Annotated in this window: 28 protein-coding genes and 1 pseudogene; 24 read left to right on the forward strand and 5 right to left on the reverse strand. The window is 62.2% G+C overall.

Features of this window, described 5'->3' with window-relative positions; genetic code table 11:
* Positions 1-57: 57 nt before the first annotated feature.
* From F604_RS11705 to F604_RS13410, 19 genes and pseudogenes are all read left to right on the forward strand, one after another.
* Positions 58-1,956, forward strand: a complete 1,899-nt coding sequence (locus F604_RS11705; protein ID WP_051080474.1) for an ATP-dependent helicase — start codon at positions 58-60, stop codon at positions 1,954-1,956.
* 63 nt (positions 1,957-2,019) lie between these two features.
* Positions 2,020-2,250, forward strand: a complete 231-nt coding sequence (locus F604_RS0100305) for a hypothetical protein (protein WP_019549923.1) — start codon at positions 2,020-2,022, stop codon at positions 2,248-2,250.
* Between the two features lie 8 nt (positions 2,251-2,258).
* Positions 2,259-2,549, forward strand: a complete 291-nt coding sequence (locus F604_RS0100310) for a hypothetical protein (protein ID WP_126169812.1) — start codon at positions 2,259-2,261, stop codon at positions 2,547-2,549.
* Between the two features lie 270 nt (positions 2,550-2,819).
* Positions 2,820-3,245: pseudogene (locus F604_RS0100315) on the forward strand (Rad52/Rad22 family DNA repair protein); the annotation flags it as partial.
* Between the two features lie 52 nt (positions 3,246-3,297).
* The gene (locus F604_RS0100320; RefSeq protein ID WP_019549926.1) at positions 3,298-3,699 is read left to right on the forward strand and encodes a hypothetical protein; all 402 of its coding nucleotides are present in this window, start codon (positions 3,298-3,300) and stop codon (positions 3,697-3,699) included.
* On the forward strand, positions 3,662-3,904 hold the full coding sequence (locus tag F604_RS0100325) for a hypothetical protein (protein ID WP_026328882.1): 243 nt from the start codon (positions 3,662-3,664) through the stop codon (positions 3,902-3,904). The genes F604_RS0100320 and F604_RS0100325 overlap by 38 nt, the downstream gene beginning before the upstream one ends.
* A gap of 9 nt (positions 3,905-3,913) precedes the next feature.
* On the forward strand, positions 3,914-5,104 hold the full coding sequence (locus F604_RS0100330) for a sigma-70 family RNA polymerase sigma factor (RefSeq protein WP_019549928.1): 1,191 nt from the start codon (positions 3,914-3,916) through the stop codon (positions 5,102-5,104).
* Between the two features lies 1 nt (position 5,105).
* Complete coding sequence (locus F604_RS0100335) at positions 5,106-6,290, forward strand: ImmA/IrrE family metallo-endopeptidase (protein ID WP_019549929.1); 1,185 nt, start codon at positions 5,106-5,108, stop codon at positions 6,288-6,290.
* An 87-nt stretch (positions 6,291-6,377) separates the two neighbouring features.
* A complete protein-coding gene (locus tag F604_RS0100345; RefSeq protein WP_019549931.1) occupies positions 6,378-6,590 on the forward strand; it encodes a hypothetical protein in 213 nt (70 codons plus the stop codon).
* A gap of 115 nt (positions 6,591-6,705) precedes the next feature.
* Positions 6,706-7,017, forward strand: coding sequence for a hypothetical protein (locus tag F604_RS0100350; protein WP_155984130.1), 312 nt, complete (start codon positions 6,706-6,708; stop codon positions 7,015-7,017).
* Positions 6,986-7,717, forward strand: coding sequence for a PD-(D/E)XK nuclease family protein (locus F604_RS0100355; RefSeq protein ID WP_019549933.1), 732 nt, complete (start codon positions 6,986-6,988; stop codon positions 7,715-7,717). The genes F604_RS0100350 and F604_RS0100355 overlap by 32 nt, the downstream gene beginning before the upstream one ends.
* A gap of 199 nt (positions 7,718-7,916) precedes the next feature.
* Entirely contained in the window at positions 7,917-9,173 is a 1,257-nt protein-coding gene (locus F604_RS11710; protein WP_476726704.1) for an RNA-guided endonuclease InsQ/TnpB family protein, read from the forward strand.
* Between the two features lie 32 nt (positions 9,174-9,205).
* Complete coding sequence (locus F604_RS11715; RefSeq protein ID WP_019549934.1) at positions 9,206-10,414, forward strand: HD-GYP domain-containing protein; 1,209 nt, start codon at positions 9,206-9,208, stop codon at positions 10,412-10,414.
* The gene (locus tag F604_RS12375) at positions 10,411-10,896 is read left to right on the forward strand and encodes a DUF5317 family protein (RefSeq protein WP_019549935.1); all 486 of its coding nucleotides are present in this window, start codon (positions 10,411-10,413) and stop codon (positions 10,894-10,896) included. Before F604_RS11715 ends, F604_RS12375 begins: the two co-directional genes overlap by 4 nt.
* Positions 10,897-11,015: 119 nt before the next feature.
* Entirely contained in the window at positions 11,016-11,285 is a 270-nt protein-coding gene (locus F604_RS0100380; protein WP_155984131.1) for a hypothetical protein, read from the forward strand.
* Positions 11,286-11,826: 541 nt separating this feature from the next.
* Positions 11,827-12,264, forward strand: a complete 438-nt coding sequence (locus tag F604_RS13535; RefSeq protein ID WP_420804980.1) for a TRIC cation channel family protein — start codon at positions 11,827-11,829, stop codon at positions 12,262-12,264.
* Positions 12,254-12,559 carry a hypothetical protein gene (locus F604_RS0100395; protein ID WP_019549939.1) on the forward strand — a complete coding sequence of 102 codons (306 nt, stop codon included), beginning with the start codon at positions 12,254-12,256 and terminating at the stop codon, positions 12,557-12,559. The genes F604_RS13535 and F604_RS0100395 overlap by 11 nt, the downstream gene beginning before the upstream one ends.
* A gap of 193 nt (positions 12,560-12,752) precedes the next feature.
* A complete protein-coding gene (locus tag F604_RS0100400; protein WP_019549940.1) occupies positions 12,753-13,259 on the forward strand; it encodes a hypothetical protein in 507 nt (168 codons plus the stop codon).
* Between the two features lie 97 nt (positions 13,260-13,356).
* Complete coding sequence (locus F604_RS13410; protein ID WP_169336151.1) at positions 13,357-14,655, forward strand: AAA family ATPase; 1,299 nt, start codon at positions 13,357-13,359, stop codon at positions 14,653-14,655.
* Here F604_RS13410 and F604_RS0100410 read toward each other — a convergent pair whose 3' ends face one another.
* Together F604_RS0100410 and F604_RS0100415 are read right to left on the reverse strand one after the other, a co-directional pair.
* Complete coding sequence (locus F604_RS0100410; protein WP_020700614.1) at positions 14,656-15,027, reverse strand: hypothetical protein; 372 nt, start codon at positions 15,025-15,027, stop codon at positions 14,656-14,658.
* 3 nt (positions 15,028-15,030) lie between these two features.
* Entirely contained in the window at positions 15,031-15,372 is a 342-nt protein-coding gene (locus F604_RS0100415) for a hypothetical protein (RefSeq protein ID WP_019549943.1), read from the reverse strand.
* A gap of 146 nt (positions 15,373-15,518) precedes the next feature.
* On the opposite strand from F604_RS0100415, the gene F604_RS0100420 reads away from it, so the two are divergent.
* Both F604_RS0100420 and F604_RS0100425 read left to right on the forward strand, forming a co-directional pair.
* Positions 15,519-17,156, forward strand: a complete 1,638-nt coding sequence (locus tag F604_RS0100420) for a hypothetical protein (RefSeq protein ID WP_155984132.1) — start codon at positions 15,519-15,521, stop codon at positions 17,154-17,156.
* Between the two features lie 78 nt (positions 17,157-17,234).
* Positions 17,235-17,570, forward strand: a complete 336-nt coding sequence (locus F604_RS0100425; protein ID WP_155984133.1) for a hypothetical protein — start codon at positions 17,235-17,237, stop codon at positions 17,568-17,570.
* 133 nt (positions 17,571-17,703) lie between these two features.
* On the opposite strand, the gene F604_RS0100430 is transcribed toward F604_RS0100425, so the two are convergent.
* From F604_RS0100430 to F604_RS0100440, 3 genes are all read right to left on the reverse strand, one after another.
* A complete protein-coding gene (locus F604_RS0100430; RefSeq protein ID WP_038044400.1) occupies positions 17,704-18,309 on the reverse strand; it encodes a helix-turn-helix domain-containing protein in 606 nt (201 codons plus the stop codon).
* A 399-nt stretch (positions 18,310-18,708) separates the two neighbouring features.
* Positions 18,709-19,401, reverse strand: a complete 693-nt coding sequence (locus F604_RS0100435) for an MIP/aquaporin family protein (RefSeq protein ID WP_248644084.1) — start codon at positions 19,399-19,401, stop codon at positions 18,709-18,711.
* Between the two features lie 7 nt (positions 19,402-19,408).
* Positions 19,409-21,310: a polyphosphate kinase gene (locus F604_RS0100440; protein ID WP_019549948.1), complete on the reverse strand. Its 1,902-nt coding sequence runs from the start codon at positions 21,308-21,310 to the stop codon at positions 19,409-19,411.
* On the opposite strand from F604_RS0100440, the gene F604_RS0100445 reads away from it, so the two are divergent.
* The 3 genes from F604_RS0100445 (at position 21,311) to F604_RS0100455 (ending at position 25,212) form a co-directional block, all read left to right on the forward strand.
* The gene (locus F604_RS0100445; RefSeq protein ID WP_019549949.1) at positions 21,311-22,840 is read left to right on the forward strand and encodes a Ppx/GppA phosphatase family protein; all 1,530 of its coding nucleotides are present in this window, start codon (positions 21,311-21,313) and stop codon (positions 22,838-22,840) included.
* 7 nt (positions 22,841-22,847) lie between these two features.
* Positions 22,848-23,345, forward strand: coding sequence for a SixA phosphatase family protein (locus tag F604_RS0100450; RefSeq protein WP_019549950.1), 498 nt, complete (start codon positions 22,848-22,850; stop codon positions 23,343-23,345).
* Positions 23,346-23,481: 136 nt separating this feature from the next.
* On the forward strand, positions 23,482-25,212 hold the full coding sequence (locus F604_RS0100455; RefSeq protein WP_019549951.1) for an NAD-dependent malic enzyme: 1,731 nt from the start codon (positions 23,482-23,484) through the stop codon (positions 25,210-25,212).
* Positions 25,213-25,216: the final 4 nt, after the last annotated feature.

Genomic DNA, 25,216 nt, shown 5'->3' on the forward strand with positions numbered 1-25,216 from the left:
TCAGTAGGGGCACCCCGGGTAAACCCGGGGTGCCCGCATTTGCCCAGGGGGATAACCATGCTAAACCCTGAACAGCTTGCGGTGGTAAACCACACCTGGGGGCCTGCCCTGGTTATCGCAGGTCCCGGTAGTGGGAAGACCCGTACCGTGGTTCACCGGACTGCCAGGCTTATTCAGGAGGGCATCAACCCGGAGGAGATTGCCCTCGTGACCTTCACCCGCAAGGCGGCGGGGGAGATGCGGGAGAGGCTTGCCCGCCTGGTGGGGGAGGAAGAGGCCACCAGGGTCTGGGTTTCCACCTTTCACTCCCTGGCGGCTTCCGTGCTCAGGGACGCCTACGGCAACAACCTGAAAATCCTGGATGCCGAAGCCGCCAAGAAGGTTATCGCCCAGTTCCTGGAGGAGGAAGGGGCTCCCCACAAGTTAACCCCCAAGGCGGTCCAGGGAGCCATCTCCCGGGCTAAAAACGCCGGGTGGGACCGGTCTACCCTTTCCTCCCAGTACGCTGATATGGAACCTTACCTGACCCTGGTCTACGACCGGTACGAGGAGTTTAAGCGGGAAAAGGGCTACCTGGACTTTGACGACCTCCTGGGGACCGCTGTGGACCTGCTGGGACACGATGCGGAAATCCGCCAGGTCTGGTCCAGCCGAACCCGCTTCCTCACCGTGGACGAGTACCAGGACACCAACCTCCAGCAGTTCCGTCTTCTCCGCCTCCTCCTCGGCCCGGAAGAGAACATCGTGGCCGTGGGGGACCCCAACCAGGCCATCTACTCCTGGCGGGGAGCGGACTACCGCCTCATCCTGGAGTTCAAACGCCACTTCCCCCACGCCCGGGTGTACAAGCTGTCCACCAACTACCGGTCGCACCGGGGCATCACCGAGGCGGCTTTGAGCATCATCCGCAACAACCGCTACCGGGAAGACCTGCCGCTTCAGGCACTCAGGGACGGCGAACTGCCCCTCAAGGTGACTGCCGAAACCCGGGAGGGAGAGGCCCTCTTTGTGGCCGAGGCCGCAAAGCTGGCCCTGGAAAGCGGGGTGCCGCCCGAGGAAATCGCAATCCTCATGCGCTCACTGTCCCACTCCCGTTCCATAGAGGCGGCGCTTCGCCAGTACCGCATCCCCTACACCGTGGTGGGCGGGGTGGGGTTCTGGGCCAGGCGTGAGGTGAAACTGGTCCTCTCGTTGCTTCAGGCTTCTTACGGGGACCAGTTGGCCCTGACGGAGGTTGTGGCCCAGACGGTACCGGGGTTCGGCCCCAAGAAGGCGGCTAAGGCGGCGGCGGACCCGGTGCTTCTCAAGAAGGTGCCCGAGGGGGCGAAGCTTCTGGAAGTCCTTACCTCCGCCCAGGAGCTTCACGGCCACCACGGGTTCGCCCTGGCAAATGCCTTCGCTTCCTGGCTTTCCGAGTGGCGGGAAGACTTCTTCCTGCCCATCCTCCTTGACCTGGCCGAGGGGGTTCGGGAAGCGGCAGAAGACCGCTGGGCCAACCTGGAAGAGGTAGCCAATGCCCTTAGGGGATTTGCCGAACGCACCCCTAAGGGGGACCTGGCACTCTTCCTCCAGGATGTTTTCCTGAGTCTTGAAGACCCCGAGGAAAAGGAAGAGGGGGTCAAAATCATGACCCTCCACGCCTCCAAGGGCCTGGAGTTCCATACGGTCTTTCTGGTGGGGCTAACCGAAGGCTTCTTCCCCTCGTGGCAATCCACCAAAAAACAGGACTCCCTGGAGGAGGAACGCCGTCTCTTCTATGTGGGCATCACCAGAGCTAAGGAAACCCTCTACCTCACCACCTACCAAATGGGCGAAAGAGGCCCCATCCAACCCAGCCGCTTCCTGAACGAAGTCCTCGGCCAACACCTCCACTACAACCCCGCCATCGGCTACCACGGCAAAGATACCACCCAGGCCGCTAACTCCCTCGCTAAAATCGCCTCCTTTGACTGGTAAAACGGGCGGGGCCTAGGCCCCGCCCGGTCCAGTCAGGTGAGCGTACATCCACGGAGGTGGTGGATGAACCTGAAGCCATTTGTTCCCGAGCGGTACGAGAAGATTGTGGTTTCGGTGGTTTTTGAGAACGAGGAGGAACGGGCGACCCTGGCGTCCGATGCCGGGTCGCTTAAGGATGCGCTGAGGTTCCTCCAGCGGGGGTTGGACAGAGGAGCTGTGTTGGCGGAAATCGTCTGGGTGCTGGAGGAAGCGGAGGACTATCGGGTGGAAAAGCGGGTGGTGATTTTCCCCTAGGAGGTTCCATGACTGTAGCCAGAATGCACCAGGTCGCCACAACAGACCCCGTGGTGGTGGTTCGCCACCACCACGGTAGGGTGGATACCATCGGCGGAGAGGCTGTCTTTGTAGATGAGGAAAGGCTTCTCATGAAAGGAGCCGTCCTGTACGAGCTTCACTACGATGACTACACCGACATCTACGATAAACTCTACCCGGCTATCCTCGCCCTCTGGTACGCCCACCAGTCCGGCTACAACGCCTACCTCCTCGCCCTCAACCGAGAAGGCGAAGCGGTAGACCGGATTGAACTTTAGCGCACCCCACTCAACTACAAAATGGTAAAGTTTACCCCCCTCTAACCCCCCATCTATCACAGATGCCGTCCAGGACGGCATAAAAAGTGTGGAAGTATGTTGTCAGCATAGTTCCACACGGGGGGTCAACTATCACAAATGCCGTCCTGGACGGTGTAAAGCAACTTCCACAAGTACAAAGAATGGTTCCATAAGGAGGTCAACTACCACGAATGTTGTCAAGATAGCCCCTACGGGGCTGACCCAGAACGGGACAGATGGAGGTGTGAGATGGCAAACGAGGTCTTTGAGCGGCTTGCGGCACCATTTCCGCCCGATGAGGTGGGGTGGAAGGTTCAGGCCACCAATCGGGACCGTACTCGGGGGTTGGTGGTGGCCTATGTGGATGCCCGTACTGTGCTGGACCGGTTGGACGAGGTGGTGGGTCCCGAGGGTTGGCAGGATGCTTACGAGGTGTTGGCCGACCGGGAAACGGATAAGGGCCGCATTGTGGAGGTGCGGTGCCGTCTTACCATCCTTGGCACAACCAAGGAGGACGTTGGGGAAGGCGATACCCTCAAGGCCGCTTTCTCGGATGCCCTGAAGAGGGCCGCCGTGAAGTTCGGGGTTGGGCGGTATCTTTACCGCCTGGAGAAGCTGTGGGTGCCTCTTAAGGACGGGCAGATAGAGGAGAAGACCCTGGCTAAGCTCAGGGAGCTTTTGACCTGATTTCGGGGGGGTGCTACAGCACCCCCCCAGGGGGGTGGAGATGTTTGTTCTCTACAGGGGTAGATACCCTTATCGGTCCTTTGCTTCTTTGGAGGAGGTTCCCGAGGGTCAGCTTGTGTACTACTTTCCCGAGGAGGACCACCCCGTACCGGTGATAAGGGCTGGCGACCGCCTTCTGTACCCCGAGCCCAGTGGGGTTTACCGGTACTGGGTGAAGTACGAGGAGCCCAGGGACTTTACCGTTCCCCGGGCACGGGGGGATGCTCTGGTGGTCTTCTATGACCCTCAGGAACCCTTTTTTGGTCTGGAGGTATGGCTTGGGGAAACCCTGGTAGCCAGGGAGGTACTGCACCAGGGACCCCTGGCTTTGGAGGCCTTCAAGGCTGTCTTTACCGGGAGGAGCCATGAAAATGGTGGAAGCTTTGGAGTTCATAGAGGCTAATGCCCGCCTCATCCGTTTGGAGGCGGTTAAGCTTATGGAGTTCTACCAGAACAACCCCCAGGCTTTGCGGGTGCTTTTGCCGGAAGTCAAGGCCCTGGCAGAGGAACTGAATGCCTTGCGGGACCGGTTGTACCGCCTGCATGTTCGGGTCAAGAAGCCTCTGGAAGATAACTCCGCAGAGGCTTTGCGCAGGGAGTTTTTCTAGGAGGTGCAGATGGTAAACCACATCTTAGCACCGGAGCCCGTGTCTATCAGCCCAGACCTTGACCAGGAACTCATCCCGGAGCCAACGCCCGAAGATTTGCTTGCCATTGAGGAAGAACTTCCCCAGGGTGAAGGGGCTGACCCTGGTCACGGGCAAAGCCCGTATCCTGACTTTGTTCGCCTGTACCTGCACGAAATCGGCCAGGTTCCCCTTCTCACCCTGGAGGAAGAAGTGGAGCTTGCCCGTAAGGTGCGGGAGGGTAACGAGGCGCTGGAAAGGCTTTCCCAAGCTACGGGGTTGGACCGGGGTTTGATTCAAGAGGTGGTGCGGGCCAAGATTCTGGGCACGGCCCGCATTAGCCAGATCCTTGGCCTCAGGGACAAGCTGAATCCCAAGATGGTGGACGAGGTGGACGCCAAGCTGAAGAGTCTTCTCAAGGAGCTTAAGCGGTACCTTCACCTTGTCCGTGAAGGCGAGGCCGCCCGCCAGCACCTCATCGAGGCCAACCTGAGGCTGGTGGTGTCCATCGCCAAGAAGCACACGGGCCGGGGATTGGACCTCCTGGACCTTATCCAGGAGGGCAACCTGGGCCTTATACGGGCAGTAGACAGGTTTGATTACCGCAAGGGCTTCAAGTTTTCCACCTATGCCACCTGGTGGATTCGCCAGAGCATCAACCGGGCCATTTCGGAGAAAGCCCGCACCATTCGGCTTCCTGTGCACATGGTGGAAACCATCAACAGGCTTTTTCGTGTGATTAGGGACCTGGAGACGCAGTTGCATCGGGAGCCTACTCCTGAGGAGGTGGCCCGGGTTATGGGTGAAAACTGGGATGCCCGGCGGGTGGAGGAGGTGCTGAGCTACGCCCAGCACACCATTTCCCTGGAAATCCCCGTGGGGAATGATGAGGAGAACTTCTTTGGGGACTTCATCCCCGATGAGTCTTCCCCTTCCCCCATGGACAGGGCTTTCCAGTCCATTCTGAAGGCCGAGGTGGAGAAGGCGCTGGAGCACTTGACGGATAGGGAAGCCACGGTTATCCGCCTCCGCTACGGGTTAGCGGATGGGGTAATGCGCACCCTGGAGGAGGTTGGGGACATCCTCCACATATCCCGGGAACGGGTGCGCCAGTTGGAAAAGAAGGCACTCAGGAAACTGCGCTACGGTCGCTTCTCACGCAAACTTCAGGGGTGGAGGTAGCATGCCGTACGATAACGAGGCTGAGGTTTTGGACCTCTGGAGAAAAGAAGAGTTAGACGATGTAGAGGTACCCATCAAGCCAGAAACCCTCCGGTGGGCCATGGACTGGGCGGGCCTCGAGGCAGAAAGCCTCGCCCGGAAGGTCCAGGTCAAGCCGGAGAAGGTGGAGCGCTGGCTAGAGGGGAAAGAGAAGCCCACCTACCCCCAGGCCCTGAAGCTGGCCCAGGCCCTTCATTTGGGCTTGGGGCACCTCCTCCTGCCCCCGCCCGAGGTCAAGCTTCCTTTGAGGGACTTTCGTCGGGGAAGAGGGCGGCAAGCCCCCCCAAGCCCGGAGCTCCTCGAGGCCTACCACGACGCGCGACGTAAGCAGGAGTGGTGGCGGGAGCGCAAGGGGAAGCCCCTTCCCTTCGTGGGAAGCGGCAAGGGCGCTTCCCCGGCAGAGGTGGCCCGCGAGATGGCGACCTTCCTGCAAGTGGAAGCCTTGCGGAGAAGGGCCCGGGACCATCAAGGCTTCCTCAAGGCCCTTGCGGACAGGGCGGAAGCCCTTGGGGTTCTGGTCCTCCGGCAAGGGCACGTGGGCACCCACACCCGGAGGACCTACGACCCGGAGGAGTTCTCCGGCTTCGCCCTGGTGGACCCCGTGGCCCCCGTGGTCTTCCTGAACGCCCGCGAGCACCCTTCCCGCCAGGTCTTCACCCTGGCCCACGAGCTGGCCCACGTGTGGCGGGGAGAAGGGGGACTGGAGGGCGGGCTGGAGGAAGAGGCCCGGGACGAGGTGGAGGTCTGGGCGGACCACGTGGCCGCGGAGCTTCTGATGCCCGAGGAGGAGTTTCGCGCGGCTTGGAACGGGCACCTTCCCCCCTTGGAGGCCGCCCGGGAGGCTTCCCGGCGCTTCTTCGTGAGCCCGAGGGCCGCCCTGGAGCGGGCCTTTCGCTTGGAACTTGTGCACCGGGAGGGGTACATGGAGGCCCTCGAGGCCCTGCGGAAGACCGCGCCTCCCCGTCCCAGGAAGGGGGGCGGGGACTTCTGGAAGACCCTGGTGGTCCAGAACAGCCCCGCCTTCGTGCGGGAGGTCAGGCGGGCGGCCCTAGAAGGGGAAGTGGACGCCAAGGACGTGGCCTTTCTCCTCAATGTGGACCTCAGGACGGCCTGGGCCTTCCTGGAGGGCAAGGGTGTACCTACTTGACGCCAACGCCATCATCACTCCCTTCGTCCCAGGCTTCCTGGAAGCCCTGGAAGATATTGAGGACATTGTGAACTCCTGGGAGAAAGAATGAGCCACCTTTTGTTCCTTACCCTCATTCCCCTTCCAGATAGGCCGGGGACTTACCAGACCACCATTAGGGGATACTCCGCCCTCTTTGCCCCGTGTGAGAGGGGCTATAGGGTGGAAATCCCCCAACTGGGCCTCACCCTGGAAAGGGAAACCCTGACCGAAGCCTTGGAAGCTGCTGATGACCTTATCCTTGCCTATTCTGTCTTTTAGGGGAAACAAAGGGATGGTACAGGAAAAGATCCAAATCCGGCCCCGTAAACCGCCCAGGTTTGCTACCTGTTCTACCTGTGGGGGAGAAGGTGGACGCATGCCCTCCTATCGGGACATGTTGGCCTATGATGGCGACCCCCAGGACCTGGTGGTCTGGTGCCCCCAGTGCGGGGGAGAGGGGATGGTCTGGGAAACCCCCGAGGAGTGGGAAATGGAATGGGAGGACCCCTATGAGGTCATCTTTGGGCGTTCCGAGGAACGAACCGAGGAGCTAGCTCAGTGGGTGCGGGTCTATCGGGAAGCCCGCCACCAGGCCCACCTGCCCCCTCATGAAGCGGCCCGGGTAGCAGATGACGCCGTATACGGGCCATTGCCCTTGATTCATGGAGGAAGCCATGACCAGAATCAGAAGGGGCTACACCCTTAGTTTTGACGAAAAGGAGCACCGGTATCTTCTCAGGACCCCTACGGGGGAGGAAAGGGTTCTGCCGTCCGTTACCCGGATCATCTCCCTGCTTTCCAAACCCAAGGTGCACGAATGGGCCATGGACCTTATGGCCCGGCACATCATGGACAACTACACCCCCGGCATGACCCATGAAGAGATGCTCTACCTGGTCCAAGAAAGCCAGGAACTCCACCGCAGGGAAGCCCGGGGAGCCGCCCAGACCGGCAGTGAGGTGCACGATTGGGTAGAGGCTTTCCTTCAGGGAATGCCCCGGGGATACCCGGTAGACCCCAAGGCGAAAACAGCGGTGGAGCGGTTCCTTGAGTGGTGGGGGACTACGGGCCAGAAGTTTCTGCTTTCCGAGGCCATCGTTGCTCACCCGCCCCTGGGATTTGCGGGGAAGGTGGACCTTGTTCTCTCCGATGGTACCCTTGTGGACCTCAAGACCTCCAAGGCCCTTTACCCCGAGTACGACCTTCAGCTTGGGGGCTACGCTTTGGCCCTGGAGTGGTGGGAAGGTATCCGCCCTCCCAAGGGGCTCCTGGTGCGCCTGGGGAAGGATGGGGCCTTTGAAACCCGGGAAGTGAACCTCACCAGGGCCAGGGAAGCCTTCCTTGGCCTGCTACAGGTCTGGCGCTACTTGTCTACCACAGAGGTGAAAGGTTATACTCTCACCTGAAAGGAGGTGAGGATGAAGCGGCTAACCCTCATCAGCCAATCCCTAATCTGGGCTCTGGCCCTGGTAGGGCTGGCAGTGGCGGCTGGTGGCGGTTGGGTTTGGTAAAGGTTGCAACCCCCTGGGGGAACCCCAGGGGGTTGACAGTAGTTGCCATGCGGCGTTGGGCAAAGGTAGCCTGGCGGGTTCTTGAGGTGATGGGATGCGGGTAACCCAGGCCTTCCGCTTTGAGCTGGACCCCAACCGCGCAACCCGTGTGCTATTGGCCCAGCACGTGGGCGCCGCCCTCTTCGCCTACAACTGGGGCCTCAACCTCTGCAAGAAGGCCCTGGAAGAGGGCAAGGCTATCCCCAACGCCGCCCAACTCCACCGGGAGTGGAACCGGTGGAAGCGGGAGAACGCTCCCTGGTGGACCGAGGTCTCCAAGTGCGCCCCCCAGGAGGCCTTCCGGGACCTGGAGAAGGCCCTGAGGAACTGGAGGCAGAAACGAGCCCGCTTCCCGCGTTTCAAGAAGAAAAAGCACATGGATGACAACACCGCCCGCCTCACGGGCTCCATCCGGGTCTTCCCCAGACATGTGCAACTCCCCCGCATTGGAAAGGTAAGAACCAAGGAGCGGACGGACAAACTCCTAGCCTTGCTGGAATCCAACAAGGCCCGCATCCTCTCGGCTACGATTTCCCGGGAGGCGGACAGGTGGTATGTGAGCCTCACCTGCGAGGTGGAAAGGCCTGACCCTCCCCAAAGGGAAGGGGAACCCATGGGCATAGACCTGGGCCTCTCTTCCTTCCTGGTCCTCTCCGACGGGACCAGGATAGAGGCACCCAAACCCCTGGCAAAATCCCTGCGCCTCCTTCGCCGCAGGTCCAGGCAGCTTTCCCGCAAGCAGAAGGGCTCAAACAACTTCCGTAAGGCATCCCTGAGGCTTGCCCGGCTTCATCGGAGGGTCCAAAACATCCGCCGGGACTTCCTGCACCAGGTCACCACCTGGCTGGCGAAAACCAAGCCGGTCATGGTGGTGGAGGACCTGAACGTGAGGGGTCTGGCAAGGGGGCCTCTATCCCGCCCCGTGGCCGATGTGGGCTGGGGGACTTTCAGGCGGATGCTGGAGTACAAGGCGGGGTGGTACGGGGTCAGGATTATCGTTGCCCCTCGCCACTTCCCCTCTACCAAAATGTGCTCAAGGTGTGGGTGGGTGGGTGGTCCCGAAGATGCCCCTCTCCGTTCGGACCTTCCGGTGTCCGCGGTGTGGGCTGGAGATAGACCGGGACCTGAATGCCGCCTTGAACCTGAGGCAGTACGGGCTGGCCGTCCTAAGCGGCCCTACCGAGAGTTCCCCGGGAAGTCACGCCTGTGGAGATCCCTCTGGCGGCGGAACGGCTGGTACCAGCCGGTCTACGAGCTATGGGTCGATGAAGCAGGAAGCGGGCACTGGTCGGCTATTTGCCGGGTGAAATAGACGACTACGAACCGCAGAACGGTTGCAGTGCTATGAACGGGAAAGCCTGGGTTCTCACAGGGATTTTGGCGGTCTTTGCCCTGGGGTATCTCCTGGGGCAGTATCCGCCGGTGCGTTTTTGGGATGTGGTGTTTTGGGCGGGGGTGGTTTTTCTCCTCTCCCTTATGGATGTTCCCCTGCCATTTGTGGGCAGGGTTACTATGGGTTTTGTGGGGGCTTTGGCGGCTTCCACGATTTTCTGGCCCAACTGGGCTTTTGTGGTGGGGGCCTTAGGGTACTTTGCTCCCCGTCCCGCCTGGTATAAGGAGCTTTTCAACCGCCTTCAACTGGGCGTCAGCGCCGGAACTGCCAGCTTTGTGTACTACTCCCTGCCTTCTCCTCTAACTGCTCCTTTTACGGCGCTGGCCTATTTCCTGGTGAATACCCTCTCCGTTCTGTTCTTGTTGTGGACCCTGGGCATGGACCCCAGGTCCATGTGGAAGAGGCAGTACCGGTCCTTTGCCATAGCCTATGTGGGCCTTTCTCCCCTGGCGTTCCTCATGGCGGAACTGTACCGCTCCTGGGGAGGATGGAGCGTCCTGGTGATGCTCATCCCTGTGGTCTATGCCTGGCAGATGTGGCGGTACCAGACCCGTCTTATCCAAGCGGTGAACGCTATGATTTACAGCCTGGTGAACCTGCTGGAAGCCCGGGACCCTTACACGGCCCGGCATTCCGAAAGGGTAGCCGCCATTGCTGTGGATATCGGACGGGAGATGGGGCTTCCCCCTGAGGACCTGGACCTTCTGGAAAGGGCCGCCAAGCTTCACGACATCGGCAAGGTGGGGATTCCCGACGCTGTGCTCAGGAAGACGTCCCATCTTTCCCCGGAGGAGTGGCATCTGATGCGCTCTCACCCGGTGATGGGGGAGGTTTTGCTGTGGCCTCTTTTTCCTTACCTGGGTCAGGTGGGTCCGGGTGTGCGGTACCACCATGAGCGGTGGGACGGCAGGGGATACCCGGAAGGTTTAGCGGGACACGATATACCCCTCCTGGCCCGCATCATTGCGGTGGCGGACGCCTACGAGGCCATGACCTCAGACCGTCCGTACCGAAGGGGGAAGTCCCCCGAAGAGGCTTTGAAGGAAATCCAGGACCTTGCCGGGGTTCAGTTTGACCGGGATGTGGTCAGGGCTTTTGAGCGGGCGTGGCGTAAGGACCCTCCCTGGAGGCGCAAGGAGCGTTTTCTCACCGTGGCATGACCGGAGCGGCTCTCTTTTCCCTGGGTCTGGGAGCGCTGTTGCGGTATCTGGGGGTTCGGTGGGGGACACCCTTAACTCTTCGCCACTTCTGGCTTCCCCTCTCAGTCCTGGCCGTGGAGGTTCTGGGGGTGCTTATGGGATTTCCCCTGCAAGGGTTGGTGTACCTGGGAGTTTTTCTTTGGCTTGCCCTTAACTGGCATCCCATCTTTCTCCCTTCCCTCCTGGGTGCCGGGTTAAATGCCCTGGCCATCCTGCTGTATGGGGGTATGCCCGTGGACCCCGTGGCTTTGGAAAGGGCAGGTTTGGCCCATACCGTTTCCCATCTGGCTTCCAGGGGGGACGGTTTGCACCATCTGGGACCGGCTTTTCCGCTGGGGGACTGGATAGCGCTACCGGGCCGGGTGCTGTCCCCGGGGGACCTGCTTATCTGTCTGTCCCTCTTTCTGGTGGCTTTACGGGGAGTGAAGGTGGTGAGGGAGTAGCCATGGTACCTGATGGGGTTTGGAGGTTGCTTAAGGACATGTACCGCATAAACCGGCCAGTGGCGGAAAGCTGGGAGAAAATCTTTAAGACTTTCCCCCGGTGGTGTCTACCTCTTCTGGTGGAGAGGTTCAAGGAGGAAGCCCACTTCATGGGTATTCCCGTGCCGGGGTTTCTTCCCAAAAGAGCCAGGGTGGGTTATGTTAGGGGTCAGTTCAGGGCAGAGCTGGTCGGGGTTTGGAAGGAGGCTTGGAGGCTTGTGGATTCTGCCCGTTTCACCGACCCCGAGTGGGCTATGGAGTGGAGCGTGCGCCTGAACCGCTCTCCCCTGGAGAAGGTTCCCGTCCTGCTGGATGAGATGCGCCGGTCACGGACAAAACCTGTACCTTAGCAGGGGGTTGTTATGCGGGAATACCCGGTGTCGGAAAAGCCTCTTCTTTGGCGGGACCTTTTGGTGTCTGGGGGTTCTCATCTGGGGCTGTTTATGGACCGGTTAAGGTGAAAGAAGTGCTTCCCCCGGGTTTGGTGGTGTTGGAAAGCGGACACCGGTTGGTTTTGGGGGGTTTGGAGCTTCCCCACTGGGGGGATGAGCGGTACCTTCAGGGACAGGCCAAGCGCAGGTCGTACTCCCTGGGTACCCTTCGTGGCAGGGTGCAGGAAGCTTTTGCCTGTGTGTCTACCCTTTTGCGTAAGCAAGAGGTCTACCTAGAGCTTGAAGAGGTGGGGGGAAACTACCTGGCTTACCTTTACACGCCCCAGTTGCGGTCCCATGAGTTTCTTCTGGACAGGCCCCTTTTCTCCTATGCGGGGCAGAGCCCGTACCTTGATAATCTCGGCTACATATGGGTTCGTCAGGGGTGTGCCTGGGCAACCCCGTTCCAGGAGGCTCAGGAAAAGGCTAAGGCGGATGGGCGGGGGTTGTGGTGACCCTGATGGACCCTTTGCTCATCATCATCCTGGCTTTTACGGCGGGGTACTGGGCTCATTCCCGTTGGTGGGGTTCGGTGGCCGCCGTGTTGGTATCGTTGGGTGGAGGTGTTCTTCGGGATGTGTGGTTGGGGTTGCCCCTATGGGTGCTGGGTCAGCCCCAGTACCTCATCCTGGCGGCCCTGACGGGGTTTCTAGCCAGCGGGGTGCGTTTCCCCGCAGATACCAGGTGGGTTGGAATGCTTCTGCTGGTGCTGGACTTTGGTGCATCGGTGGCCTTTGGGGTTTCGGCGGGTGAGCGGACCTTTGCCCTTACTCGCAACCCCGAAGCCACGGCGTTGGGGAGCGTTCTCACCGCTAGTGGGGGTGGTTTTCTGGCCGCCCTAATCGGACGGCATCTGCTTTCCCGTGCAAATGACCGAGGAGGTGCCAATGAGCTATGAAACCCTGGACACCCTGGGCCGCAGAATGGTCCAGAAGCTCAGGGAAGCGGCGGGGGCTTCCCAGAATGCCCCCGCTTACCTCTTCTGGGGACAAACTCCAGAGGAACTGTGGAAGGTCTTGCGGGATTTTGCCCAGAATGAAGCCCTTAGAGCAGGTATTCCGCCCGAAATCCTCTTTCCTCTACGCTCCGTAATCACAAGGAACGGGTACACCGTCATGGCTATCCTCTTCCACCGAGGGAAACTGCACCTAACGGGTGCCCGGGTTCAGGTGATGCCCACGGCAAAAGCATAGAAACCCCCCACTGAGGTCAGTGGGGGGAGTATGAGATTACCTTATGAGAGCCAGGGCTAGAGTTATGGTAAACGCTAGCCCCAGACCGGAAGCGAATATCACTCGCCCCCAGTTTATCACTGAGATTCACCTCCTTTCCTCTGAGATTGCCCGTATTATACCACGGTGGTAGAGTAATGGGGGAGGTAATCTCATGGTAGCGGTGCTGGATCGTGATACGGAGAAGGTGTACAGGCAGGGTTTGGCCTATGCGGGGGCGGGTCTTTTGCTGAAGGGGAAGGTGCGGGAGGGTTTTGCTCTTATCCTGGCTTCTCAGGCCCTTTATTCCCGTCAGCTTTCCGAGGTGATGGGGAAGCTGGACGAGGGGGATATTGACGAGGCCGTCTGGCTTGCTTTCGGCTACACCCATCACCCCACGCTGGAGAAGCGTCCCCCTTTACTGCCCCCTGAGGGAGGGTGGAAGCCCTTGTGGAGGCTTATGGCGAGGGAGAACCTTAACGGCAGGGAGGAGCCTGGGGCTACCCTGGTGGCCCTGGCCCACACTGCCCATCTGGGGGAGCTTACCGCCGTCCTGGTGACAGACGAGAGAAGGGGCTTTGCCAAGGCCCTGGAGGTGGCTAAGGCGATACTGGAGTACCGGCCCATGGCCTTCCGCTACGGGCTGCATCAGGTTTCCGGTGCGCTTCCCCAGACCAGGTGATGAAACCCATGCTAATCTCAACCTGACGGGGTGGCCTATGCTGGCGAAGCAGAATCTCAGGCTGTCTGAGGTGCATCTCATTCTTTCCCTTGCCCTTGTGGCGGCAACCTTGTTCGGCCTAACCGAAAAGGACCTCAAGCCCTTTTCCCCCTTAATGGCCCTTCTGGCCCTGGCCTACGGTCTGGCCTGGTCCTACCTTCGCTTTGGCCGCCCCCGGTTCTTCAAGACCGGGGCACGGGTGTTCGCCGCCATCGCCCTCGCCTTTTTCGCCCTGGCGGAAGCGGTCCTTCTCCTGAGCCTCTTCATGCGGTGGGACACCGTGGCCTTTGCCCTGGCCCTCGGTTTTCTCCCTCTTCTGGGTGCCCTCTGGACCACCCTACAGGTTTCGCCTGTGAACCAGGTGCCCGGGCAGACGGCCCTTGCGGGTGAGCGGGTGGTTCCCGTTTCCCAAGGCCGGGTGCACCTGGGGAGGAGCGGAGTGTCCCTTGGTCACGGGCAAAGCCCGTACCTTGAAGGGGTAGACTTCGCCGAGCTTTCCCGGAAGCTTCGGGAGCGGGTCATCGGCCAGGAGGAGGCCGTGGATGCCCTTATCCGGGGGCTCAAGCGGAAGGCGGCAGGCTTTGGACGCAAGGGTAAGCCCTTTTCCGCCATGCTTCTGGGACCTACGGGAACCGGCAAGACCGAGCTGGCTAAGGCGCTGGCGGAGAGCCTGGGGCGTCCCCTGGTGCGCTACGACATGAACGCCTTCGGCCAGGAGCACACCGCCGCCCTGCTGGTGGGGTCTCCGCCGGGGTATGTGGGTTCCGACAAGCCCGGCAGGCTTTACGAGGACCTCCTTCGGGCACCCGAAGCGGTGGTTCTGTTTGACGAGATGGAGAAGGCCCACCCCTTTGTTCTGGACCCCCTTTTGCAACTTCTGGACGAGGGGCGCTTCCAGGAGCTTTCCCAGGGGCTGGTGGTGCAGGCTTCGGATGCGGTTCTCCTCTTCACCACCAACCTTCTCACGGAAGTGCCCGAGGGGGCGGACCTCCGGGGCCTTCTGGTGGCCCGGGGTTTGAGGCCGGAGTTCGTGAACCGGGTGGATGAGGTGGTGGCCTTCCGTCCCTTTACCCGGGAGGTGCTTCTGGAGGTGGCGAGGCGGCATCTTCTGGGCTACCTGGAGGGGTGGAAGAGGGCGAGGGGTTTGGCTTTCCGCCTGGAAGTGGACGAGGCGGTGCTTCACCGCCTGGTGTCCCTGTGCGACCTGCGGTTTGGAGCCCGGGACCTGCAACGGGTGATAGAGGGTACCGTGGGGGATGCCCTGGCGGATGCTTATCTCCGCCGTGGGGGTAGGAAGTTTTCCCGTCTGAGGATTTACCTGGACGGGGACAACCTGGTGGCCGTTTTGGAAGACTGACTACCGCCTGAGCAGTTGCCCCGTGTTCCAAATGGTGCCCACCAGGTGCCCGTGTCCCCCGATGGTGAGGGCCAGGGCATAGGACAGCAGGGGGTCATCTGTAAGACGGTTCAGGAAAACCGTTTTCAGGGAGATGAGGCCCAGGTCCACCAGGGGCATGCCCCAGGGACCGAGGGTGAGAGCCCTGGCGTACAGAAGGTTCCCCTCCCGGTACCCCTTTTCCAGACCCTTCAGAGTGGTAGCCAGGTCCCCTAACAGCGCCATTCCGTAGTACACCAGGACCCAGGGCCACTCGTTCTTAAAAAGGGAGGGGTTTTCCAGCCCGAGTGCCAGGGTATATACCGTGAGAAGCCCTATCAGCAACCAGGGCATTGTTCAGGAAGCGGAGAGCCGTAGAAGGCCCCGCAGGTTGTTGCTTCCGGCCACCAGGTGAACCATCCCCAGGACAAAGGCGGCCTGGAAGAAACCCCAGGTAGCTCCCGTGAGGACCAGTATCAGAAGGCTCATGAAAGGCAACCCCCAGATTCCCAGCCTCAGGAAAACCCGGGCCAGGGGGTTTTCTTCCCTGCCCCCCAGATCCAGGGCCTCGAGGGTGGTCCACAGGTCCAGCACCAAACTCCCGGCATACACATAAAGACCCCACGGGTAAACGGGGAAGCCAAGGTGAACCCCGAGAACTCCCAGAAGGGCACCTATAAAGCCCAGACGCCACCACATGCTCTCAATGTAGCAACAGCTTCCCCTTGAAGGGAAGCTGTATGGGCAGGAAGACCGCTATTGCGGCACCTCCACTATACCACCCTGCCCGGTCCCTGTCCAAGGGGGAACATGATGGAAAAACATGTCATGCTATAATGACTTCCATGGGCAGGCCAAACGCTTTACACTGGGTTGCCGCTATTGCGGCGGCCCTCGGGCGGGACCCCAGGACGCCCGAGGAGGCTTTGGGGGTGCTGGGGAACCTTCTCCGTGCTGACCCCACGGAGAAGGCTCGGTTTCTTGAGGAGGCTCACGCTGCCTGGGTCAGGGGTGGGTGGGCAGTCAGGGGGGATAATACCCCCACCGCTGGGGTTGTCCTGGCGGCCCTTGAAGAAGCCACCCGGCGCTTGGCGGAGCGTTACGGGTGGCAGAGGGTTGAGGTAAAGGCCCGGGTAAGGGTCCCCAAGGAGGTGTTGAGCCTCCTTCGGGTGGCCCCGAGAGGGGTGAGGTTAGACGGCGAAGGAGTATTCGTTGTTTCCTCCCAGTTTAGTGAAAAGGCCGCTTGGAAGGCGGCCTATCGCTTGGTGAGGGGGGAAACAGTGGTCCTCCTTCCCAAAACTGGTGAAAAGGATGTCCTTAAAGTGAGAAGTTTGATTCTGGAGAAGGTGAAGACCCTTCTCCAGAAGCAGGAGGAGGGAGAGAGGGTAAAACTCCCCTGGGGGGGAACCGTTAGGGTTCTTCCCGGGGATAGGTGGGAGGACTTAGAGGCCCCCGAGCCCAGGATTTCTGCCGCCATCCGTGGGCTTCGGGAGGCTACCGAGGTTTTGCGGGAGGAACAGGAAGAGGAAGAGGAGATTGGCGTTCCCGGCAACTGGGTTCACCAGACCCGGGTCAATCCTTGGTTGGTCAAGGTGTACCTCAAGGGGGAAGCCCGAGGGGTGGAAGCCGCATACCTTCAGGATGAGGCTTTCCTTCGGGACCTCTATGGGGAGGTGAACATCTACAACCCCGGGGAACTGGCGGCTTTTCTGGGGGTGGAGTTGAGGGAAAGGGGGAAGGCAAGAGGGGGATGGGTTCTTATCTTGGAGCAACAGGCCAGGAAGTTCCCCCCTTCCTACAAGGATGTGCAGGAGAGGTTTACAAGGAAGGGTAGTAAGGGTTGGGTTTCCTGGGCAGGGCTTCCTTTGCTGGAGCCCCTGGTGGCCTACGAGGTGAATGCCCTGGGGTTTAAGGACCCCGAGGCGGCCTACCAGGATGGCCTCATGGAGGCCCTGGAGATCTGGGGCCGTTTGCAGAGGAAGTACGCTCAGGAGGTTAAGGAGGGCAAGGGGTTTAACCCCCTTCTCTTCCTGGTGCCCGAGCTTCGCAAGTTCCTTCTGGAGCTTCGGGCACAGGAGGTAGGGGTCTTCCGCCTTTCTCGGGCGGATGCCCAGAAGCTAAGGAAGTACTTCTACCTCCGGGAGAGGGGGTTGGACCCCATAGAGGCAGGGAGAAAAGCCGGGCTTTCCCCGGAGCTTCTTTCCGCTCTTCAGGCAGAGGATGTTTCTGGGGATGCCCTGGTTGAACTGGGGGTTGACCCCAGGGAGGAGGTGGACTATGACACCTTCCTCCTGAGGGTCAAGGTAAAGGAGCTTAAGGAGGAGATTGCCCGTTGGTGGGGTCCTAAAGGGGAGGCTTTCGTTGAGGCCCTGATGGAAGGCCAAACTTCCTTGGGAGCCCAGTTAGAGGTTGGCCTCTCCAACGAGGAAGCGGAGGAAATCAAGGACTTCCTCCGCTCTGAGTTGGAGGGCTGGGTAGAGTAAGCCAGTAACTTGTGCCCCCGCCTGACCGCAGGCGGGGGTTTCTGTTTTTGCGTTGGAGGTGGTAGCATGCAGGCAAGGATGGAAGCCATGGTTTTTGATTGGAATGAGGTTGTGGAGGAAATCTCGGAATCCCTGGCGGATGGGGTCGGTGCTCCCGAGGGGGCTTCGGTGTACGTTCTCTGGGGGTTCAGTTCCCTTGACCTGGAAACTGCCCTGTACGACCTGCTGATGCACCTGGGGGAGGAGGAACGAGCCTTCTTTCGGCGCTACCTCGGCGACCTGGTGGAAACCATCCACCGGGAAGGGTACAACATCCTGGCCCTCCTGCCCCACGAGGGCCAGCTACACGCCAAAGGGGGTAGCGTCCCCATCCCCCCCGGTTGGGAAACCGAAACGACCAGGGTGCTCTCCTGACCGTACCCACTCGGAGTGGGGACACCCCGGAAAAAGTGGGTACGCTTTTGTACCCTCCCGGACGACAAAAATCGCAAGCGTACCCACTGTACCCACTTCTGGGGTAGGGGTTAGTAGGTTGTGTGCAAGGGGGTTATCCCCAGACCCTTACCTCACCCACCACCCGGTGGAGGAGCCAGTCGCCTTTTTCCAGGGTGCGGCGTTCCGTGGGGCATCCCAGGGTTTCCACCACGTAGCTACGGCGGCTGTTGAGGCCCAGGAAGCGCACGGGGGAGAGGGGGGCATCCCCTTCCCTGGGTTCGGCCACCGCCAGTTCCCCGGGTTCGGGTTCTTCCCCTTCCCGGTACACCACGAAGCCTCCCCTGTGGGTCAGGGCACGGAGGTCCCTGGGGTCCACCTCCAGGCCCGGCAGGCCCAGGACCAGGTACTCTCCCGACCCCTTAAGGGGCACCTTCAGCAGGGGAACCGGGGGAACCCCGGGCATCTCCTCCGTGGTGAGCCCCGGCACCGCTACCCCGGTGGCCTGGGTGAACTCCTCGGGAGTCCAGCGCAGGGCCTTCATCAGGGCCAGAAGGCGCTGGTACGACACGTTCTCCAGGTTCACCAAACCCTTCTCCAGCTTCCATACATACCCGTCCGATACATTCATCTCCCGGGCTACATCCGCCAGCGTCAACCCCAACTCCCGCCGCCGCCTGGCAATCGCACCCCCGGCCCGTTGCCGAATACCCTCTACCATGCTCTACACTTTACCATCTGGCAAGGCAGACATGGTTGAACATAAGAGAGGTGCTTCCCCATGATAAACCGGCAGGCCACCGGCATATCCCCCGGTAGAACCTCCCCCTTGCCATCCGACAAGGGTAAAGCCCCGGTAAATCCCGTTCTGCACGGCGTTCCCGTCTTACCCCTTATTTACCCCTTATTCCGCCGGAATGACCCCATATCTGTACCGTTTGCGAGGATGCTCACGGGGCATGGATGCCGTTCTGTTGCCATCTGTCAAAGTGAGCCAAGGGTGAAGTGGGGGTGGAATGTAAACCTCACACGCGAGAGGTCGTAGGTTCAAGTCCTACGCCGCCCACCACGAAGAGAACACAAAACTTCCCCCCTCGCTACCGAGGGGGGAAGATGCTTTCTAGCTATCCAGCGCCCGGTACACGGCTACCGCCCCCAGGGCTCCCAGGATGGGGAAGAGGGCGGGGACCAAGAGGTAGGGGTTGGCTGCGCCCTCTACCCCAAGGATCCAGGCCAGAAACCTGGGGGCAAGGTCCCGGGCAGGATTCAAGGCGAAGCCTCCAGGTCCTCCGAGGCCGTACCCCACGGCTGCCACGGTGAGGGCCAGCCAGAGGGCCACCATGCGCCCGTCCTTGCCCGCCGCCAGGATCACGCTCATGAGGGCGAAGGTGCCCAGGGTTTCCGCCACTGCCGGACCAGTCCAGGCGTAGAGGGCTTCCGGTTCCGTGCGCAAAAAGCCGGGTCCCGTGCTGAACACGTTGGGCATCCCCTGGGCCAGAAGGCCTTCCCGGTAGGCGACAAAGGCTCCGAGAGCACCCAGGAATCCGCCCAGGAACTGGGCCACCAGGTAGAGGGGCACGAGACGCCAGGGGAACAGGCGGCCCGCAGCCAGGGCTAGGGTGACCGCGGGGTTGAGATGGGCCCCCGAAAGGGAGCGGCTGGTCAGCACCCCCACCAGCACCGCCAGGCCCGAGCCCAGGGCCAGGGAGTCGTAGCCGTAGGCCCCCGGGGAAAGCCGGGGCTGTAGGACCGCATTGACGGCGCTTCCCACGGTGAGGAGGACGAGAAGCAACGTCCCCAACACCTCACCCACAAATGCCCTACCAACGATGCGCATCCTGGTTGCCTCCCCAAAGGGGTTCCTCGCCTTTAGGGGTAAGAAGGAAGCTATTCCGATTATCCCGGATCTGGCGCTTGAGTACCCGGAGGACCTGCTTTTTGGCTTCCTTGTCCAGGACGGGGAAGAGGAGTTCAAAGCGGCTTTGGAAGTTCCGGGGCATGGCATCCGCGCTGGTGAGGTAAACCCTCCAGGCTCCTCCGGCCCGGAAGGCGGCCACCCGGGCGTGTTCCAGGAAGCGCCCCACCAGGCTTTTGGCCCGGAAGGCGGGGTGGAGGAGGGTGAGGGTGCTCCGCACCAGGAGGTCTACCCGGGCCCCTGCCTCGGCGGCCTGGACCAGGGCCTGGAGGACCGCAGGATCCGTGAGGTGGTTGAACTTCAGGATTATCCGGCCCTTGGGGTGGGTCTCCTTGGCGATTTCCTCCACCAGGAGGTTGCGGATGGCCTCCCCGGTCCTGAGGAGGGAGAGGGCCAAAGAAGCCTCGAGGCCAGTTTCACCCGGGCTTACTACCTCCGAGGCCTGCTTTGCGGCCAGCCCGCCCAGCCCTTCCCCGGGAAGGCTAGCCCGCATGGCCTGGAAGAAGCTGTGCACCTCCCGCACCACCTCGTGGCGCCCCGTGAAAAGCGAGAAGTCGGTGTAAAGACGCCCGTTTTGCGGGTTGTAGTTGCCCGTGCCCAGGTGGACGTATCCCTTTCCCTGGTGGGTGAGGAGGAGCAGGGCCTTGGCGTGCACCTTGCGCTCGGGTAGGGGGAGTACCTCCACCCCGGCCCGGAGGAAGCGCAGGTACCAGTGGAGGTTCAAAAGCTCGTCGAAGCGGGCCCGTCCCTCCAGGAGCACGTGCACCTTTTTCCCGGCCCGCGCCGCCTGGATGAGGGCCTCGGCCAGGGGGTTCTCCTCTCCGATGCGGTAGAGGGTGGCCCAGACCTCGGCCACCTCAGGGGAGAGGGCCTCCTGGGCGAAGCGCTCCACGGCGGCGTAGTCGGCAAAGGGGTGGTAGAGGAGGAGGTCCTTGCGGTCCAGGTGGGCCAAGGGTTTTTTCAGGAAGCCCCGGGGCCGCTCGGGCTTCAGGGGCGGGAAGAGCCATTCCCCAGGGCCCTCGGCCACCAGCCTTTCCACCAGGGTGAGGTTCAGGGGTGGGGGCAGGAGGAAGACCTCCTCCGGGGTAAGTTCCAGGGTTCCCCGGAGCGCTTCCAGCCAGGCCTCGGGGAAACCCTCCTCCACCACCAGCAAGGTGGCCATCCCCTCCTGACGCCCCTCCAGGGACTGGGCCAGCTCGTCCCAGTCCGCCCGGGCCCGCTCGCTTTCCAGAAGCCGAAGCACCCTGAGCTCGTAAAGGGGAGAAGGCTCCGGCAGGAAGAGGTCGCTTCGGGCCCGCATCAGGGCTCCCAGGCGCACGTAGGTTCCGTCCCGCCCGGGGACGGGGAGCAGGCGGGGAAGATCCTGGGGCAGGCGCACCAGGTAGTCCTCCGAGGCGAAGTAGAGGGCTCCGTGGGAAAGGTCGGAGGCAGCCTCCCAGGGGATGAGGTCGGTGCGGGGGGCCACCACTTCTGCCAGGTAAACCCGGAAGTAAAGCCAGTCCTCCTCGTCCAGATCCTGGGGCTCCAGGACCTCGAGGCGGGGACGGGCCTCCCTTAGCAAAGCCTGATAGCGCTGGCAGGCCAGCCTGGCCTGGGCGTAGGCTTCCTCCAACAAGGCCCGGTGGGCCGGGCTCCCCCGCTTTTCCCAGAAGGGCTTGGCGATGCGGGCAGCGAAGAACTCGTCCAGGTTTCGGTTCCAGATGGCCAGAAAACGCATCCTCTCCAGAAGAGGGAAATCGGGCCGCTCCGTTTGCAGGAGGACCCGGCGGTTAAACTGTAGCCAGCTGGCCTCGGGTAGGAGGTGCATTTGTTAAAGATTACGCCCGGCGAAAGTCAGAACAAGGTCAAGCCCCGTTCCCTGGCCATCATGGACCTGGGCTCGGGCACCTTCCGCCTGGTGGTGTACGAATACGAGCCCGGCCGTTCCTTTCACCTGGCGGACGAGTTGCGGGAGCCCGTGGCTTTGGGGGAGGGGCTTAGCCGGGGGCGGATTAACCCCCAGGCTCTGGAGCGGGGAAAGAAGGCCCTGAGGGCCTTTGCCGACTTTCTCAGGGCGGTGGCCCCGGACGAGGTGCGCATCCTGGCCACCAGCGCCATCCGGGACAGCGAAAACGGCCGGGAGATCCTGGAGGAGGCCCTGGCCCTGGGGCTTTCCCCCAAGCTTCTTTCCGGGGAGGAGGAGGCCCGGCTTGGGGTGTTGGCGGTGGCCAACGCCCTGCCCCTAGAGGAGGCCTTGGTGGTGGACCAGGGTGGGGGGAGTGCCCAGGTTTCCCGCATGCAGGGGCGTCGGTTCCTGTGGGGCAGGGCCCTTCCCTTGGGGGCCTTGCGCCTCACGGAGGGGTTTTTGGCTTCCGACCCGCCCGCCAGGGCCGAGGTGAGGGCCCTGGTCCAGGCGGTGATGGCCCACCTCGAGGCCCTGCCCCTGGAGCCCGGCGTGCCCGTGGTGGGCCTGGGGGGAAATGTCCGGGCGGTGGCCCGCCTGCACCAGAAAAGGCGGGGCTATCCCCTGGATTTCGTGCACGGCTACTACCTGCCCCGGGAGGGAGTGGAGGAGCTTTACGAGGACGTGCTGAGCTTGAGCTTGAAGGCCCGTTCGGAGCTTCCTGGCCTCCAGCAGGACCGGGCCCGGACCCTTCCCGCCACCTTGGTGCTGCTCCGCACCCTGCTGCGCCATACCCGGGCCCCGGGCCTCTGGCTGAGCGGGATGGGGATCCGGGAGGGTGCCCTTTTCCAGCACCTCCTGCCCTCGCCCCACCTTCTCCCCGACCCCCGGGCCTTTGCCGTGGAGAACCTCTTCCGCCGCTATCCCTTTCGGGCGGACCACCGGGAGCGGGTGAAGGCCTTAGCATTGGCCCTGTACCGTGGCCTTTCCCCCCTGCACGGCTACGGCCCGGAGGAGGAGCGCCTTCTCCTGGAGGCCGCCCACCTTCACGACATCGGCATGCACCTGGGCTACCACGAGCACCACAAGCACGGGGCCTACCTGGTCCTCTCCGAGCCCCTCTTGGGAACGCCCCACCGGGAGCAGGTTTTCCTGGCCCTTCTGGTGCGCTACCACCGGCGCGGAGAGCCTTCTTTGGGAGGCTACCGCAACCTCATGGCCCGGGGGGATGGCAAGAGGCTTTGGCGCCTGGCTGCCCTGCTTCGCCTGGCGGAGATGCTGGAGCGCACCCGTTCCGGCCGGGTGGAGGGGGTGCGGGTGGAGCTGGGAGAGAGGGTGCGCCTGACCCTGGAGGCGGAGGAGGACCCGTGGGTGGAGCGCCTGGAGGCGGAGAAGCAAGGGGGGCTTTTCCAGGAGGCCTTCGGGCTTCCCCTCGAGGTGGTGTGGGGAAGATAATGTCCCAATGGAGCTCCTCCTGGTACGGCATGCCCTGGCCCTGCCTCCCGAGGGAGAGGGGGAGGAGGCGGACCGCCTCCGTCCCTTGGCACCCCGGGGGGTGCGGCGGTTCCGCAAGGTGGTGCGGGGCCTTCGGGGGCTTGGGGTCAAGCTGGATCTGATCCTCACCAGTCCCAAGCGACGGGCCCTGGAAACCGCCGAGCTCCTGGCGGACCTCCTGCAGGGGGAAACTCGGGTAACTCCCCTCCTGGCGGCCCCACCCTCGGAAGCCCTCCTGGCCGAGATACCCCATCAGGGCCGGGTGGCCCTGGTGGGACATGAACCTTACCTTTCCACCCTCCTGGCTTGGCTTCTCCTGGGGAACTTCATGGGGGCCTCGGCCCGGGAGCCCCTGGGGGCCCGCTTCCCCTTGAAGAAAGGAGGTGTAGCCTGGCTGGAGGGGAACCCTGTGCCCGGGGGGATGGTGCTTAAAGCCCTGCTTCCGCCCAAGGTTTTCCAGCTGTGAGTGAGTTTCCATCCTTGGCCTCTGGCAAACCCCTTGAGGGTTTTCTGCCGCTGAGAGCCACGTGCCCGTCCTATCCTCATCGTGTGGACTTGGCCCGCCCAGGACGTTACGGCCTGGGGAGTGGAAGAATAGGGCTATGCCGGTTAGTCGCTATTACGATGTCAAGCGGGACGAGCGAGGCGAGCGCTACCTGGAGCCCTACGTTTCCGGTTTCCTTCTGCTGAGGCTTCCCCTCCTCAACAAGGGCACGGCCTTCACCGAGGAGGAGCGGAGAGCCCTGGGCCTCGAGGGCCTTCTTCCCCCCCACGTGAACACCCTCGAGGAGCAGAAGGAGAGGGTCTACCGCCGCTACCGCCTTATCCAGAGCCCTTTGGAGAAACACATCTACCTACGCCACCTCCAGGACCGCAACGAGGTGCTCTTTTATGCCCTTTTGGTGGACCACCTGGAGGAGATGCTGCCCATCCTCTACACCCCCACGGTGGGGGAGGCGGTGCGGGAGTTTTCCCACATCTACCGGTACCCCCGGGGCTTCACCGCCAGCACCAAAAACATCGACCGCCTCGAGGAGGCCCTGGCCAATGTTCCCCTGGAGGAGGTCCGCCTCATCGTGGCCACAGATTCTTCCGCCATCCTGGGGATCGGGGACCAGGGGTATGGGGGCATGGCCATCTCCATCGGGAAGCTCACCCTTTACACCGCTGTGGGGGGTGTGGGACCCGACAAGACCCTTCCCGCGGAGCTGGACGTGGGCACGGACCGGGAGGACCTCCTCACGGATCCCCTGTACCTGGGCGTGCGGCACAGGCGCTTGCGGGGTGACGAGTATTACCGTTTTCTGGACCGGTTCGTGGAAGCGGTGCGCAGGCGCTACCCCAAGGCCCTGATCCAGTGGGAGGACTTTGCCAAGGAGGCGGCTTTTAATGTGCTGGAGCGCTACCGCAAGGTGGTGCCCTCCTTCAACGACGACATCCAGGGCACAGGGGCGGTGGCTTTGGCAGGGGTGCTCTCCGCCTGCCGTCTGAAGGGGGAGAAGCTTTCCGACCAGGTGGTCGTGATCTATGGGGCGGGCGCCGGGGGCATCGGGGTGGCCTGGGCCTTGCGGGAGGGGATGAAGCGGGAAGGCCTTTCCGAGGAGGAAGCCAAAGCCAGGGTTTTGGTCTTGGATTCCAAGGGCCTCCTGGTGGAAGGTCGGAGCATGGAGGCTTACAAGCAACCCTATGCGCAACGGCGGGAGCGCATCGCCGGGTGGGAGTTTGCGGGTTCCTACCCCAACCTCTTGGAAACCATCCGCAACGCCCGGGCCACCGTGCTTTTGGGGCTTTCCGGCCAGGGGGGAAGCTTTACCGAGCCGGTGGTGCGGGCCATGCTGGAAAACACCCCCCGCCCCGTTATCTTTCCCCTTTCCAATCCCACTTCCGCCTCTGAGGCCCTGCCCGACGACCTCATCTACTGGACGGAGGGAAGGGCCCTGGTGGCGGCGGGAAGCCCCTTTCCCCCTGTGGGCTACATGGGGCGGACCATCCCCATCGGCCAGGGAAACAACGCCTTCATCTTCCCGGGCCTCGGCCTGGGGGCGGTGCTGGCCCGGGCCCGGGAGGTGACGGACGGGATGGTGCTGGAGGCGGCCTATGCCCTTTACGACTACACGCAAGGCCACTTCCCCGAGTTTCTTTACCCCCCGGTTTCCCGGCTGAGGGAGGTTTCCCCTTACGTGGCGGCCCGGGTGATGCAGAAGGCCCTCGAGGAGGGCGTGGCGGAGGAGGAACGGGTGAAGGGCCTTTCCTTCAAGGGGCTTATGGAGTTCGTGCGTAGCCGCTTCTGGGAGCCCAAGTACCTCCCCTATCGCCCGGCCCCGGTAATCTAAGGGC

This window comes from Thermus scotoductus DSM 8553, assembly GCF_000381045.1.
GTDB classification, from domain to species: domain Bacteria; phylum Deinococcota; class Deinococci; order Deinococcales; family Thermaceae; genus Thermus; species Thermus scotoductus.